This window comes from Staphylococcus sp. AtDRG32, from assembly GCF_004365845.1.
Lineage (GTDB): Bacteria > Bacillota > Bacilli > Staphylococcales > Staphylococcaceae > Staphylococcus > Staphylococcus hominis.
This window is the reverse complement of the sequence record NZ_SODE01000012.1, coordinates 744-15,721: the sequence shown is the minus strand read 5'-3', so window position 1 is coordinate 15,721 and position 14,978 is coordinate 744. Positions and strand designations below refer to the sequence as shown.

Here is a 14,978-nt window from a genome sequence, read left to right as displayed (position 1 = left end):
GAAAGGATGTTTCACATGAAAATTCAATCTAATTTCAAAAAAGGTGGCTATTCAACTGAAATAGCTTCCAATTATATTGATAATAAAAAACCCATTTATAGCTTAAGTACAGAACTTTATCCGCAACAGCGTTTTGAGAATAATCAGCCTACCGGAGAAATTATTGCGTATAAAGCCTGGTTTGTTCAAGAAGGCTTACCGCCCTTCACAGTTAAATTCGAAAATGAAGTGACATTACCTAATTATATGAGCGTCATTACTTTTGATCATTTAGAAGCTTGTGAAGTCCGTTATGATGTTTACTTCAAAGCTTCAGATCTGAAGGAGGTTAAATAATGACAGCCAAAGAGCTCGAACAATATCTCCTACAAAGCTTAAATATGGCACTAGGATCCATGATGCAAGGCGAAACCAGTTATACCAATAGTTTCACCTGCAAGGTCACGGAAGAAGGTTTTTACTTTCTTCCTCGCCTGCCTGCAGGCTATATTGTGGACGATGACTTATATCAAAAAATATTTCTCATTGCGAGTGCAGCTTTATATCCCAAATTCACATTGTTAAAACAGAATTCTGCGTATTTCGTACCTATGGATACCGACGATATTCATACGCAACGCGCTTTGTTTTTCCCATGGCAACAAGGGATATCAGAACGCTTAGTGATTTCTGATTTAGATCGTTTTACGTCGTCTCTAACGAATCAACAAATTCCGATCATGAAACAATTAACTTTAAACTATCAAAACATTACATCTATAGCGATCGCAGGTAATTCAGGCAGTGGTAAATCTTATATGCTGACGTACTTACTAAGTGTATTAAAACCGATATCAGAACTCATTATTGTTGACCCTAAGTTTGATACACCGAGCCGTTGGGCACGTATTCATGATATTACTGTGATTCACCCTCATCAAAATCGATCTAAGTCTGATTTTTTATCTAAAATTAATGAAAACTTAAGTCATTGCCTTCAAGTTATTCAACAACGACAAACCATTCTTTATGACGATCCAGACTATCAATTTGATCACCTAACCATTGTGATTGATGAAGTGCTCGCTTTAGCTGAAGGTGTGAATAAGACCATTAAAGACGCGTTCTTTTCATTACTATCTCAAATTGCTTTATTAGGTCGTGCCACCAAAGTTCATTTATTACTGGTGTCTCAACGATTTGATCATCAAACCATCCCGGTTTCCGTTAGAGAACAACTCAATGTGCTGATTCAAATCGGTAATATTAATAAAAAAACCACACAATTTTTATTCCCCGATTTAGATCCAGAAGGTATTGTGATACCCATTGGTAAAGGGACAGGTCTAATCCAAGTGATTGATAGTGAATCTCCCTATCAAGTCTTACCCTTGTTATGTCCGACTTACTATACGAAAGCAGGTGTATTGTGATGAGGAAAACCTATTTCATGCGTGTGTATGATATTATCATTTACTTGTTCCTGTTCGCTATTTTGACAGTTATGGTTAGTAAACTCTTTGTCCTATTAAACTTTATTGTGTCTCAAATTGATATTATCGATACGCGAAACGTCACACACTATATCACAATCATTTCAAATGGTGTATATCAACTTACATTTTACTTATTAGTCTTAGCATTGATGTTAATAGTTATCGATTTAATGATTCGTTTATTGAAAGATCAACTCACGAATCATATCAAATCTGTTTATCACACAATGGTTTTACGACATTATCTTAAACAAGATGTTGACACAGACACGACTCAGGATTGGCAAAATAACGGCAAAAGTAAAACAAATTCTGTCCAGCAATACTTTAATAAAATGGTTGGAAAATCGCTCGTTGATGTTCGTCAAAATGAAGTCCGTGTGGCAATTAAAATTCCCCGGAAACAGCAAGCTCACGATATATTAAAAAAGATTGAACCTCAAATTCATGAAGAAATTACACATATGCACCCGAATTATTACTTTTCAAAACCTCAACGTCATCATCGTTATCTATGGTTTGCAGGCCACAAACGTTAAGATACACATGCGTTGTGGTACACGAAGTGATAAACACAAGCGCATGTGTATCTTAACAGTGCCATGGGGTTACTACGACCCCCATGGCATCATTAATCAATAATCACAGAAAGGATGTTGATGATGTCAAAAGATAAACGTTCAAATAAGTGGGCTTTCTTAATATATGAAGAGAGCTCGCCATCTAACTACCGAGATATTTTGGAACAAATGCATATCCCCTATATTTTAAGTCCGTGGCATAATCAAGATATTGATCACTCGACAGGAGAAATTAAGAAGTCACATAAACATGGAGCTTTGTTTTTTGATTCTTTAAAAAGTTATTCCCAAGTCTCTGAATTACTTCAACAACACTTAAATACACCTAGTCATATTGAAATAATTATGTCCCCTAAGGGCATGTTTGATTATTTTATTCATGCGTCTAATACAGATAAAACCCCTTATGACATCAACGATATTGAAAGTGGTTGTGGTTTTGACTTAAATCAATTTTTATTAGATCAAGGTCAGTCCGAAATATTTAATAAGATTATTGATATTATTGAGAACCAAGATTTTACAGAATTTCAAAGTCTAGTGATGTATGCGCGGCAACACCATCCATCCTATTTACATTTGATTATTCAGCGAACATATTTTTTCGCAAAATATTTGGATTCAAGGCGTCACATGTTTAATTAAAATGGATATCATGTATCAAGACGAGAAGAAACCTGTTTCTCAGCTTACTCTTTCTTGACATTAACGCAGCGTAATACATTACAATTAATAAAAAGAGGTGAAAACGATAGAGTTTTACCAAATGCCTATGTTTAACAAAGTCCTAGTTAAAGACATTGAGAAATCAGAAAAATGGTATGAAAAAACACTTGGCTTTAAAAGTGTTTTTAAATTTAGAAATGATAAAAATGAAGTGCTTATGAATCATTTAAGACTAGAAAAACATCAAGATTTAATCTTAATTGTTCAAACAGATTTTGAAGTTGGCAATTCAATATATCTCAATATCTTAGTCAAAGATATCGAAGATAAATCACAACATATCTCATCAAAATTTATAGTAACTCAATTAGAAGACCAACCATGGAACGCTAAAGAAATGACAATCAAAGATCCAGACGGCCACTAAATCACACTTACTCAATCAAATATTAGCGATACTGATTTTGAAAAATTAATGAAACATACTTCGAAAAATTATTGAGGCATAAACCTTTATTGATAATACAAAAATAAATATCTATGAGTCATTATGCCAAATAAAGATTCTAGAAATTTCTCTAGGATCTTTTTATTTTTCCGAATTTTAAATATCATTATTTTGCATTTTAAAGGGGTATTTAGAGCAAATTCTAATCTCACATAGTTTTTTCTATCCATTTAATTTTGCCCTTTAAAACACAAATACGAGACAAATAAGAGTATATACATATGACATTTATTACGTACTTTACATGTATTTTATGTGATATATAAACTGATTGGCTCATGTCACTTAATATACATGTATTCGTATCTTTTATACATAGTACTCGTAATAATTCAAAACCATTTCTCATGTTTCGCTAATTTGATTGGAACTCCCTATCATTTATAAATTTAAACCGTTACATTTGTTGTTTATTTCTAACGAATGGCGAATTTTTAGATATTATTTACATATAAAATCAAATTTGAATAATCCAGTTATGTCAACAATTTCAAAATAGAACCTGACATTATCAAATATTTTAAAATTATTTTACTTGTTAGAAGCTTATTTGAATTATTGATTAAAGATATTGTATTTAGGTATATTTTGGCGACGCATATTTAATGCATGTATTTCTTCAAGTTCAGCTTTAATTGATTGCATTAAATAGCCTTGCATCGCTTCAACATTTTCATTTTTTTGTATCAACATGGCTTTAAAACGTTTTAAAACACTCACAAGTTCAAATTCAACGTCCTCTAAACGATAATATGTATCATGTGCATTATTAAATGACTTTTTCCCTTTGAGTAAAACACTTTTAATAATACGGATGTCTTTAATTTCAAAATTACTTAAATAAGTCTTGATTTGTGTAGGTAATTCTTCAAGCGCTTGGAATTTTAGAGCATTATTATTAAATTCAGTTTGTTGATGATTTGTATGATTCGAATGATAATTTTTAGAAACTATGTCAGATGTATCATTCAAATCATTCGTATCATTATTCTCAGTCTTTATATATTCAGTTTCATTAAGATCAGTATCACTTGTGTATTCTTTTGATACTTCATGACGTATGTTATTAATATTTCTTGATGTATCATTATCATATTTCTGGACGTATGATAATGATACGTCCGTGTTATCTCGTTGTTCTATATCGTTTTCTTGTTGTGAAATATAATATACATCAGCTTCTGTTACTTCTGGTTTTTTAATATATAATTTATTAGGTTTATTCAACCCTACTCGTATTTGATTAAATAAATCAGCTTGTGTTAATTCTTTTTTAATTTTAGATAATTTATTGGGACTACTGATATTTAAAATAGATTTAAGTTTTTCATTGGTGTAAATAAAAAATATATCTCCATTCTTATCTATCCAATTATTTCTTATAGATAAATCTAAACGATCTCTTAGTATAGACCAAGTGATTTTTGCATCATTGGATAAATTAGTATACTTAGGATTCGTAAAAAATACTTTGGGTAATTGGTAAAACTTTTCTTTTTGAATTTCTTTAATATTAAAGTTGGACATACAAAAAACCTCTTTCACATATGAATTTTAAAAGAGGTAATAAATAAGCTATAAGTAAGTTTATATGTGTTCGGCTTGCACTAATAATTCTTAATATATATAATAAGAATATAACAATTATATAAACAAACAAACCACTTGTTTTATTACCGAAGAAACCTGACTATTCCCGTAGTCGGGTTTCTTTTATATATACTTATATTAACACTTTTGAAAGTTTTGTTAAATTGTTTATATACATTTGTATGTATGCATTTTCAAAGAATGTTAGAATTTCGTATAATGACATTATATGAATAAGTTGTATAGAACTATATAAACACCTATATAACAAGTATAAAGGCTATATAAGCCTATATAAATGTAGATATATAGTGTTTACGTATAACTATATATATAAGATTACTTGAATATATATATAATGTTGTATTAACAAGTATAAAGACTATATAATGATATAGGTGTTATGTGTATAACTATATGGAGGACATTATATGAAGAGTATGAAAGAGATTGCTGATGAATTGAATGTTACGAAAATGACTGTTTATAATAATGCTAAAAAAGCGAATGTGAAATTCCAAAAGGTTGACAATGTAAATTATTTAGCAAGTGAAGATGAAATTATAGTAGTAAACCGAATAAGAAAAAATCAAAATAAACATAATGATTTTGAAAATGAAAAGAAAGAAGAAGTTAAGACTAATAGTAATAACCTGGTAAAAGATGAAACAATAAAACATTTATATAACCAGTTAGATATATATAAAGAACAATCAAATAGAGATAAAGAACAAATAAATACTCTTAATAGACTTTTAGAAAATCAACAAATTTTAGCTTTGGAAAGTAATAAAAAGATTCAAAAACTAGAAAATCAATTAGAAGAAGAAAGACAGCTTAACTATTCTTTTGATATTGAGAAGACTAATAATAAACAAAACGTTAATATGCAAGAAGCAGTATTTACTGAGGGAAATCAAAATAGGGCTCAACAACAAGAAAAGAAAAAACCAACAGAAACTGAGCATAAAGATATTTCTGAAAAGAATAAGAATAAAAGTATAAAAGAAGATGAATTACTAAAAGATGCTAAACTAACAGAAGCAATAAAGAGTGAACCTGATGATAGGGAGGAAGAATCACCTAAAAAGGGGTTTTGGAGTCGTTTGTTTGGTAACTAACTGTAATTAAAAAGGACACGATAAGTTTAAAAACTTATCGTGCTTTTTATGTGGATCGTACTTCTGATAATCATCAGTTATGTTAAACTCTAACAAAAACTAAATTATCAGAAGAATTATCTAGGGTATTAAACATAGGTAAATCAATTTTCTATCGCCAATAGTATAAACATCATCCATATTAATCTGAAGATAGCTACATAATTCTTTAACAGCATAGCCTTTATTTGTATAAGGCGCCATAAACTCTATTAAATATGGTTTGTTTTGAGGTTTCTATGTTTAATCATTTAATTTTTCATTATATAAATCGAATAATTATAAAAAGTCATCATACTTTTTATTTTTTAAAAATATTTGAAAATTTAATAGTAATCCAATTATAAGATCAAATATCATTATCATTATAATCAAGGCAACTATAATCACTGTGACACTCGTTACATAACAAGCTAGTAATCTCCAGATAAAATTGACATTTTCACCAATTCCATAACTTAACATATTACAAAGTAGTAAAAGAATAATAATACCTATACTGTAAATTAAAATTGTCAGTGTATATTTTTTAATAACTCTATTAGGAAACAATAGTTCATCTATTAGGTTCTTTTTCACCAGTATCTCTCGTTCAATTCTATCTTTGTCACAGATTTTGATTTTACTATTTTTTATTTTTTCCTCTAATAAAATAACCTCGAACGATCTGCTAATTTTTAATAAATATGCAGGAAAAGCTAATGTTAAGCATAATGTAATTAATTCATTTACATTGTTCATGTAACTTATAAAATAGATGAAAGTTGCTACTAGTGCTCCTAAAAATATAGTTATATTAAGTTCTACATCAAATATTTTAAAAATATCTGCTCTATTCATCAGTTAATCATCCTTTCAAGGTTTATTAATACTAATAAATTATTAGATATAGGTATATCATATTATTAATTTAAGAAATTGTCTTTTATAATTTTACTTAATAATAAAAAAGTAGAACCATTTAAAATTAATGGTTCTACTTTTTAACTATTACTAATTTTAAAAATAAACTAATCTACAATATCTAAAAATATATGTTTAGTACTATTTTTGTTTAGTTATATCAAGTGATTTGGGAATTAACAAATAGACAACTATTGAAATGATAATCATGATAATCCCACCTACTAAAGCAGTTGCTACAAAAGCATCATTAAATGATGTTACAGCCTCGTTTGCAAGCTGTTTTATCCCCGTAGCTTTAGCTACTTCGACAGCGCCCACTACAGATTCTTCAGCTACATGAGCTAAATCTCCAACTATACCTTTTGATGAAAAAGATGAAATATCTAAAAATACACGATAAAGCATAGAAGATAGGCTACCAAGTACTGCTACACCAAAAACATTTCCAAGGTCATACATAGACTCTTCAACAGCAGCTGCATTACCTGCTTTTGATGTAGGTGTTTCTAACATTATTAGAGCAGATGCAACTGCTAGTGAAGCCATACCAGCTCCAACTAAAATTAATGCTAAAGCCATTGTAGAATATGATAATGGATGACCAAAGAAATACATAATAAACATGCCAATGGCTGCAATTCCAATTCCGGAAGGTAACACTATTTTCGGTCCAAATCGCGCCGCTAATCCGGGTGCAATTGGTGCAAACACCATATCTCCTATTGCCATAGGTAATAGGTATAAGCCAGCTTTAAAAGGAGAAAGTTCTTCCACAACCTGTAACCATTGTGAAGCTAATAACAAAACAGATGCCATTGCAAACATTGTCATAAATGCAGCAATTGTACCAGCTGAAAATGATCTCTTTTTAAAAAGTCTTACGTCTAACATTGGATCAGAACTTGATAAATTACGTTTAACAAATATCACTATCATGGTAATTGCTAATACTATTACAACCCATGGAATAATATCTGCTAGTCCTTCTTTTGAAAATTCTTTGATACTCCATACCAGTCCAATCATGCCTGCAATTGATAAAATTGTAGAAGGAATATCCCACGAGTGAGACTTTTCTTTTGATAACTTAGACTCTGGTAATAAAAATAAACCTGCTACAACTGCTATTATCGCAAACGGTACATTAATTAAAAATGCCGAGTGCCATGAAAATTGCTCAAGTAAAGCTCCTCCGATAATTGGTCCAAAAACAGCACCTATCGATGAAGCGATTGACCATACAGCTAATGCAGTGGCCCTTTCTTTAGGGTTTTCAAAAATTACTCTTATCATTGAAAGAGTAGTTGGCATTATTAAAGCACCTGCAATACCAAGTAAAAATCGAATAGCTATTACGAACTCTGCACTTTCTGCGAAAAATATAGCTAATGAAACGAGGCCAAATAAAGCAAATCCAGTTAATAATGCTTTTTTTCTTCCCCATTTATCAGCAAAGGCACTCAATGGAATTATAAAGCCAGCTAAAACAAGAGAGTATATATCAACTATCCATAACTGTTGGGTACCAGAAGGCTCTAACTCTCTTACTAATTCCGGTAAAGCCATAATTAATATTGTCATATCCATTGTAACAACAAACAAACTAACAGCTAATACTACTAGTGCAGTCCATCTTTTTTTTGATGTCATCATATCAGTAGTTTTTGTAAAAAATGAAATCATTTAAGTTCCCTCCAATCCTTATAGACCGTGCGATCGGTCTATAAGGATTGTAATCTATTTTTTTACATATTACAACAAAAAATCTTGCGAAATTTAAATGGCTGTATTGTGTTATACAATTATTCTTTGAATTTTTTGTGCTATCATTGATAGTACTTAATACTCATTAAAGGCGTGATGAACTTGAAAGATAAAATACTAGGTGTCGCAAAGGAATTATTTATAAAAAATGGATATAATGCCACTACTACTGGAGAAATTGTTAAATTATCAGAAAGTAGTAAAGGGAATCTTTATTATCACTTTAAAACAAAAGAAAATCTATTTTTAGAAATTTTAAATATAGAAGAATCTAAATGGCAAGAACAGTGGAAAAAGGAACAAATCAAATGTAAAACTAATAGAGAAAAATTTTATTTATATAATGAACTATCTTTAACAACCGAATACTATTATCCACTTCAAAACGCAATAATTGAATTTTGCACTGAATATTATAAAACTAATAGCATTAATGAAAAAATGAATAAATTAGAAAACAAATATATAGATGCTTATCATGTAATTTTTAAGGAGGGTAATTTAAATGGCGAATGGTGTATTAATGATGTTAATGCTGTTAGTAAAATAGCAGCAAACGCTGTTAATGGAATTGTTACCTTTACACATGAACAAAATATTAATGAAAGAATTAAACTTATGAACAAGTTCTCTCAAATTTTTTTAAATGGACTTAGTAAATAATTATATATATATTCTTGAAATACCAATAAATATTATTTCTAAATTACGTTCGTTTTTAAGACAAAATTTCAATAGTACTACACAAAAGGAGAGTGCGAATTCGCACTCTCTTTTCTTGTCTTATTATTAGAATCTCATAATAGATGAATAACATATAATTTAGGACGCTGTGAGAAGATCTCATTTGCATTAACAATCCATTTATCAAGATAATCCCTTACCATTTTTAATTCTATAAACTGTCTGTCTTGTGATATTAACCTCTTTCGCAATCTTACTAATTGCTTTGCCTTCTTCTAACATTTCAACAACACGATGGTAGATAATACGTTTTTGAGGATCTTTAGCATTAGGTGAATATAGTAAAGGGCGTCCTTTATACACACCTTTTTCTTTCGCAACTTGAATACCTTGTGCTTGTCTACGTTTACTTTCATTTCGTTCTTGTTCTGAAACCATTGCTAAGATTTGAACGATTAAATCTTTCATAAATTTATCTAATAGTGGATTACCAATCACTTCATTCATCATAGGTAAACTAGTAATCATCAATTGAACTTCTTTATCCTTTAAATAATTAACTGTGTTAATCACTTCATCATAATTACGACCTAAGCGATCAATCGATTCTACTACAAATCTATCGCCCATTCTCACAAAGTTAAGTGCTTCTTGAAATACGGGTCTATTTTCTACTGACTTTCCCGATTGTTTCTCTGTAAATATTTTCTCTACGCCAAATGTTTTCAAATTATCTAGCTGTCTCTCTAAATTCTGATCTACCGAAGATACTCTTGCATAACCTATAATCATTCATTTTCACTCCACAATTAATATACACCCTAATCATACGTTTAAGTTATTATAAATTCAATAACTCTCTTTGTATGATTAGGGTGTATCCTGTCTAACTTTTATCTTTCTTAAAACTCAGTAATATTTTTTATTTATCTTTATTTTCTTGGTTATTTAACTTATTGAGATAACGATAGATTGTTGTACGTGAAACTTTCCATTGCTCTGCAATAGTTTTAATCGGGGTTCCATTATCATAAAGTGTTTTGAGTAAAGTCAAATCTTGTTTATTTAATTTTTCGGGTCGACCTCCATAGCGTCCTCTAGCACGAGCTGCCATTCGCCCCGCTGAAGAACGTTCTAAAATTAAATTACGTTCAAACTCTGCAAATGCTGCGAATAAATGAAATAACAATTGTCCTGTAGAACTTGATTTATCCATTGTTATATTTTCTTCTAAACTATGAAAACTCACGCCTCGATTATTAAGTTCATTAACTAATGTGATTAAATCTTCCATGTTACGTCCTAATCTATCTAGTCTCCAAACAACAATCGTATCTCCTGACCTCGCAAATTCAATAGCTTTATCTAAACCAGGACGTTTACTTCTTGATCCACTTATATGATCGCTAAATATCTTTTCACAACCATATTGATTTAATCGATCTTCCTGCAAATTCAAATTTTGCAAACCAGTTGAGACTCTTGCATAACCTATTTTCAAAATACAAACCTCCTATGTAGATTTTCATTGTACCATAACTTAATTCTAACCATATTTATGAACATAGATTTTCTGTTGGGTTATTGAACACTAAAATATGTATACTAGCTATATATCTAGATATAAAAAGAGAGTGTACAGAAAATGGTTATTTTCTGGACACTCTCATATTTAATAAAATATTTTAAATGTTATTAACAAAACTAATTTAATAAGAGTCAAGCATAGTTTACATATGTATTATGTTTGAAACATATCTCTAATTACTTTTTACTAATATCATTTAAAATGTCTCGCAATTCTTCAATTTCTTTGTTATTTAATTCTTCATTTTTCGCAAAATTCAGCACTAAACTTTTCATGTCCCCTCCATACAGTTTATTAAGAAAGGTTTTAGCAGTTTTCATTTTAATATCGTCTTCTTTAATATTTGATGAGTAAAAATAAATATTCTCTGATTTGTATCGTTTTATAATCTCTTTTTTATATAGTCTTGTGATTAATGTTCTAATCGTTTTATCGCTAACTTCTTTATATTTTTGAATTTCAACTACAATTTCATTAGCTGATACTGATTTTTTATCCCATATTATATTCATAACATCCCATTCAGCCATAGATATTTCAACTTGCTTATTGGCCATTTAAAACACCCATTTCTTTTAATATTTTTTCACTGATTAATTCAGCATTTTTCCCAGACGGCTTTCCATCTGATAAATGTGTAGCAAAATAATACTTATCATGATTTGTAATTACGTAACCTACAAACCACCCATTATTATACTTCCCGTTTACTATACCTGTACCTGTTTTCCCATACAGTTCATACTTTTCATTTTTCTTAATCAATAATGAAGAAGATAATTGATTCTTTGCTTTTTTACTAAAATGGTTATTTTGTTCCATCATATTTTTAAAAACTATTACTTGTTCAAGATTAGATATTTTCAAACTATCTTCCATCCAATAGCTTTTATAACTTCCCAAGTTTTCATTACCATAATTTAATTGCTTGAGTTGAGCCGCAGTATAGTTCTTTGGTATTTGATTACTAATACGTTCGAAGTACCAATTAACTGAATTTTGCATTGCTGTATTTAAATCTTGTTCCTTATTCCAAGACTCGAAAGGATAATGTTTATGATTCCATGACATACGTGAATTTTTATCACTTATGATATGATGGTCAAGTCCAAACATCGCTAAATAAATTTTATAAGTTGAATCAGGAGAATATCTCTTTCTACTTTCTTTTTCATTATAAATATAGTATTTGTCTTTCTTCATGCTGTACATGACGAAAGATCCACTATTTGAACCAAAATTTTTACTTTCATCTAAAATTTGGTGATCGTTCTGTAAGGGCTTTTTATAATTATAATCAGTTATGGATTGCCCCATCAAAAACTGGCTTTGAATTACCATGAGCAAAAAAGTAAAAATACAAATAAAAATTGGAATTAATTTGGACTGTTTTTTCAAATTGGCTTCTTTTATATTAATTAATCTTCTTTTGAGTAATGACTTTTTACCATTAAATGAATGGCTTAATATATTTTTATTAAAAAATGGAATATTTAATACGGAGTCCATAATAGATTCCGCATAAGTTTTAAATTCATTTTTGTTAATATTATTAAGAACAAATCTATCGGCTTCTACTTCATTGTCATGAATTATCTTTCTTTTTACAATATGTATTAATGGATTGTAACTCATAACAATAGAGAAGATATTAAAGATAATTAAATGTAAAGTATCTCTATTTTTAGCATGAGCATATTCATGCAATATTATATATTTTAGTCTTTTGTCAATTACACTTTTAAAATATGAACTAGGAATCAAAATAATATATTTCCCATACCAAAAAGTTATTGGAGATTGAATAGTCTCTGCTTTTCGAATCACAATATTTTTTTTATATTGATGGTTGAAAAGTATCGTATCTATTTTATTTTTTTCATTTTCGTTTAGATAAAGTGACTGTCTCTTTAAATATTTAAGATATAATAAGGATTTCAAAAATTTAAAACTTAAAATAATAACCAAAACTATCCAAATAACTGTGCAGATATTATCAATTGAATCCCAATTAAACTTATGGATATCTGTTGTGAACTCTTGAACAGGTTTGGTGGTATTTATGTTATGGTTCAAGTCGTGTGACCTACTTTCAACTGTGGGCGATTGATTATTCACATTATTAAATTTTATAAAAGAGAATTTAATTGGGATAAAAGGAATTAATCCAGCAAGCACAGTTAGATACCAAACTTTATAATTTAAACTATAATTAAAATAGCGTTTTAATATATACCTAAAAAATACTAACAATAGAAATATAAAACAAAAGCTTACTACGCTCATTATTAGTAATTTAGCCATTTTGACACCTTCTTTCAATTATTTATAATAAACAATTGACACCAATATTACAATTGTAATATTATTAATTTGTAAAAATTACAACTGTAATATTGGAGGGTTTATTTTGAAAAAGTTAATATTTTTAATTGCAATTGCTTTAGTTTTAAGTGCATGTAATTCAAACAGTTCACATGCCAAAGAGTTAAATGATTTAGAAAAAAAATATAATGCTCATATTGGTGTTTATGCTTTAGATACTAAAAGTGGTAAGGAAGTAAAATTTAATTCAGATAAGAGATTTGCCTATGCTTCGACTTCAAAAGCGATAAATAGTGCTATTTTGTTAGAACAAGTACCTTATAATAAGTTAAATAAAAAAATACATATTAACAAAGATGATATAGTTGCTTATTCTCCTATTTTAGAAAAATATGTAGGAAAAGATATCACTTTAAAAGAACTTATTGAGGCTTCAATGGCATATAGTGATAATACAGCAAACAATAAAATTATAAAAGAAATTGGTGGAATCAAAAAAGTTAAACAACGTCTAAAAGAACTAGGAGATAAAGTAACAAATCCAGTTAGATATGAGATAGAATTAAATTACTATTCACCAAAGAGCAAAAAAGATACTTCAACACCTGCTGCTTTCGGTAAGACTTTAAATAAACTTATCGCAAATGGAAAATTAAGCAAAGAAAACAAAAAATTCTTACTTGATTTAATGTTAAATAATAAAAGCGGAGATACTTTAATTAAAGACGGTGTTTCAAAAGACTGTAAGGTTGCTGATAAAAGTGGTCAAGCAATAACATATGCTTCTAGAAATGATGTTGCTTTTGTTTATCCTAAGGGCCAATCTGAACCTATTGTTTTAGTCATTTTTACGAATAAAGACAATAAAAGTGATAAGCCAAATGATAAGTTGATAAGTGAAACCGCCAAGAGTGTAATGAAGGAATTTTAATATTCTAAATGGTTCTGTTGCAAAGTTGAATTTATAATATAATTTTAACAAAAAGGAGTCTTCTGTATGAACTATTTCAGATATAAACAATTTAACAAGGATGTTATCACTGTAGCCGTTGGCTACTATCTAAGATATGCATTGAGCTATCGTGATATATCTGAAATATTAAGAGAACGTGGTGTAAACGTTCATCATTCAACGATCTACCGTTGGGTTCAAGAATATGCCCCAATTTTATATCAAATTTGGAAGAAAAAGCATAAAAAAGCTTATTACAAATGGCGTATTGATGAGACGTATATCAAAATAAAAGGAAAATGGAGCTATTTATATCGTGCCATTGATACAGAGGGACATACATTAGATATTTGGTTGCGTAAGCAACGAGATAATCATTCAGCATATGCGTTTATCAAACGTCTCATTAAACAATTTGGTAAGCCTCAAAAGGTAGTTACAGATCAGGCACCTTCAACGAAGGCAGCAATGGCTAAAATAATTAAAGCTTTTAAACTTAAACCTGACTGTCATTGTACATCGAAATATCTGAATAACCTCATTGAGCAAGATCACCGTCATATTAAAGTAAGAAAGACAAGATATCAAAGTATCAATACGGCAAAGAATACTTTAAAAGGTATTGAATGTATTTACGCTCTATATAAAAAGAACCGTAGGTCTCTTCAGATCTACGGATTTTCCCCATGCCACGAAATTAGCATCATGCTAGCAAGTTAAACGAACACTGACATGATATATTAGTGATTAGCTATATTTTTTACTTTGCAACAGAACCG

General features: G+C 29.4%; 15 protein-coding genes and 2 pseudogenes. 9 read left to right on the top strand and 8 right to left on the bottom strand.

Annotated elements, in window-relative coordinates:
- Positions 1–15 precede the first annotated feature (15 nt).
- The 5 genes and pseudogenes from BDW25_RS10720 to BDW25_RS10700 all read left to right on the top strand — a co-directional run bounded on the left by BDW25_RS10720 (position 16) and on the right by BDW25_RS10700 (position 3,224).
- Positions 16–336, top strand: a complete 321-nt coding sequence (locus BDW25_RS10720; protein WP_000701704.1) for a hypothetical protein — start codon at positions 16–18, stop codon at positions 334–336.
- On the top strand, positions 336–1,412 hold the full coding sequence (locus BDW25_RS10715; RefSeq protein WP_133945569.1) for an ATP-binding protein: 1,077 nt from the start codon (positions 336–338) through the stop codon (positions 1,410–1,412). The genes BDW25_RS10720 and BDW25_RS10715 overlap by 1 nt, the downstream gene beginning before the upstream one ends.
- A gap of 107 nt (positions 1,413–1,519) precedes the next feature.
- Entirely contained in the window at positions 1,520–2,014 is a 495-nt protein-coding gene (locus BDW25_RS10710) for a hypothetical protein (protein WP_225973938.1), read from the top strand.
- Between the two features lie 123 nt (positions 2,015–2,137).
- Complete coding sequence (locus tag BDW25_RS10705) at positions 2,138–2,701, top strand: replication protein (RefSeq protein ID WP_002485953.1); 564 nt, start codon at positions 2,138–2,140, stop codon at positions 2,699–2,701.
- Positions 2,702–2,807: 106 nt separating this feature from the next.
- Positions 2,808–3,224 (top strand): annotated as a pseudogene (locus tag BDW25_RS10700) (VOC family protein).
- A 561-nt stretch (positions 3,225–3,785) separates the two neighbouring features.
- On the opposite strand, the gene BDW25_RS10695 reads toward BDW25_RS10700, so the two are convergent.
- The gene (locus tag BDW25_RS10695) at positions 3,786–4,757 is read right to left on the bottom strand and encodes a replication initiator protein A (RefSeq protein WP_002485957.1); all 972 of its coding nucleotides are present in this window, start codon (positions 4,755–4,757) and stop codon (positions 3,786–3,788) included.
- 494 nt (positions 4,758–5,251) lie between these two features.
- Between BDW25_RS10695 and BDW25_RS10690 the strand changes: the two genes are divergently transcribed.
- Positions 5,252–5,941 carry a DUF536 domain-containing protein gene (locus BDW25_RS10690; protein ID WP_002485951.1) on the top strand — a complete coding sequence of 230 codons (690 nt, stop codon included), beginning with the start codon at positions 5,252–5,254 and terminating at the stop codon, positions 5,939–5,941.
- A 120-nt stretch (positions 5,942–6,061) separates the two neighbouring features.
- On the opposite strand, the pseudogene BDW25_RS11180 reads toward BDW25_RS10690, so the two are convergent.
- The 3 genes and pseudogenes from BDW25_RS11180 to BDW25_RS10675 all read right to left on the bottom strand — a co-directional run.
- Positions 6,062–6,196 (bottom strand): annotated as a pseudogene (locus tag BDW25_RS11180) (HAD hydrolase family protein); the annotation flags it as partial.
- 63 nt (positions 6,197–6,259) lie between these two features.
- A complete protein-coding gene (locus tag BDW25_RS10680) occupies positions 6,260–6,820 on the bottom strand; it encodes a hypothetical protein (protein ID WP_001077893.1) in 561 nt (186 codons plus the stop codon).
- Between the two features lie 204 nt (positions 6,821–7,024).
- Entirely contained in the window at positions 7,025–8,569 is a 1,545-nt protein-coding gene (locus BDW25_RS10675) for a quaternary ammonium compound efflux MFS transporter QacA (RefSeq protein WP_000622776.1), read from the bottom strand.
- Positions 8,570–8,746: 177 nt separating this feature from the next.
- Here BDW25_RS10675 and qacR point away from each other — a divergent pair, with 177 nt between their 5' ends.
- Positions 8,747–9,313, top strand: coding sequence for a multidrug-binding transcriptional regulator QacR (gene qacR, locus BDW25_RS10670; protein ID WP_001832666.1), 567 nt, complete (start codon positions 8,747–8,749; stop codon positions 9,311–9,313).
- Between the two features lie 204 nt (positions 9,314–9,517).
- On the opposite strand, the gene BDW25_RS10665 is transcribed toward qacR, so the two are convergent.
- The 4 genes from BDW25_RS10665 to blaR1 form a co-directional block, all read right to left on the bottom strand.
- A complete protein-coding gene (locus BDW25_RS10665; RefSeq protein ID WP_000583537.1) occupies positions 9,518–10,126 on the bottom strand; it encodes a recombinase family protein in 609 nt (202 codons plus the stop codon).
- Between the two features lie 130 nt (positions 10,127–10,256).
- The gene (locus BDW25_RS10660) at positions 10,257–10,835 is read right to left on the bottom strand and encodes a recombinase family protein (RefSeq protein WP_001829991.1); all 579 of its coding nucleotides are present in this window, start codon (positions 10,833–10,835) and stop codon (positions 10,257–10,259) included.
- A gap of 263 nt (positions 10,836–11,098) precedes the next feature.
- A complete protein-coding gene (gene blaI, locus BDW25_RS10655) occupies positions 11,099–11,479 on the bottom strand; it encodes a penicillinase repressor BlaI (RefSeq protein WP_001284653.1) in 381 nt (126 codons plus the stop codon).
- Entirely contained in the window at positions 11,469–13,226 is a 1,758-nt protein-coding gene (gene blaR1 / locus BDW25_RS10650) for a beta-lactam sensor/signal transducer BlaR1 (protein ID WP_001096386.1), read from the bottom strand. Before blaR1 ends, blaI begins: the two co-directional genes overlap by 11 nt.
- Before the next feature lie 106 nt (positions 13,227–13,332).
- Here blaR1 and blaZ point away from each other — a divergent pair, with 106 nt between their 5' ends.
- Positions 13,333–14,178: a penicillin-hydrolyzing class A beta-lactamase BlaZ gene (gene blaZ / locus BDW25_RS10645; protein WP_000733274.1), complete on the top strand. Its 846-nt coding sequence runs from the start codon at positions 13,333–13,335 to the stop codon at positions 14,176–14,178.
- Positions 14,179–14,244: 66 nt separating this feature from the next.
- A complete protein-coding gene (locus BDW25_RS10640) occupies positions 14,245–14,919 on the top strand; it encodes an IS6 family transposase (protein WP_001105960.1) in 675 nt (224 codons plus the stop codon).
- Positions 14,920–14,978 lie beyond the last annotated feature (59 nt).

What these genes read in the sequence shown, in the direction of transcription:
- BDW25_RS10720 (WP_000701704.1), top strand. Translation starts at nt 16, where the DNA reads ATGAAAATTCAATCTAATTTCAAAAAAGGTGGCTATTCAACTGAAATA.
- BDW25_RS10715 (WP_133945569.1), top strand. Translation starts at nt 336, where the DNA reads ATGACAGCCAAAGAGCTCGAACAATATCTCCTACAAAGCTTAAATATG.
- BDW25_RS10705 (WP_002485953.1), top strand. Translation starts at nt 2,138, where the DNA reads ATGTCAAAAGATAAACGTTCAAATAAGTGGGCTTTCTTAATATATGAA.
- BDW25_RS10695 (WP_002485957.1), bottom strand. Translation starts at nt 4,757, where the DNA reads ATGTCCAACTTTAATATTAAAGAAATTCAAAAAGAAAAGTTTTACCAA.
- BDW25_RS10690 (WP_002485951.1), top strand. Translation starts at nt 5,252, where the DNA reads ATGAAGAGTATGAAAGAGATTGCTGATGAATTGAATGTTACGAAAATG.
- BDW25_RS10680 (WP_001077893.1), bottom strand. Translation starts at nt 6,820, where the DNA reads ATGAATAGAGCAGATATTTTTAAAATATTTGATGTAGAACTTAATATA.
- BDW25_RS10675 (WP_000622776.1), bottom strand. Translation starts at nt 8,569, where the DNA reads ATGATTTCATTTTTTACAAAAACTACTGATATGATGACATCAAAAAAA.
- qacR (WP_001832666.1), top strand. Translation starts at nt 8,747, where the DNA reads ATGAACTTGAAAGATAAAATACTAGGTGTCGCAAAGGAATTATTTATA.
- BDW25_RS10665 (WP_000583537.1), bottom strand. Translation starts at nt 10,126, where the DNA reads ATGATTATAGGTTATGCAAGAGTATCTTCGGTAGATCAGAATTTAGAG.
- blaI (WP_001284653.1), bottom strand. Translation starts at nt 11,479, where the DNA reads ATGGCCAATAAGCAAGTTGAAATATCTATGGCTGAATGGGATGTTATG.
- blaR1 (WP_001096386.1), bottom strand. Translation starts at nt 13,226, where the DNA reads ATGGCTAAATTACTAATAATGAGCGTAGTAAGCTTTTGTTTTATATTT.
- BDW25_RS10640 (WP_001105960.1), top strand. Translation starts at nt 14,245, where the DNA reads ATGAACTATTTCAGATATAAACAATTTAACAAGGATGTTATCACTGTA.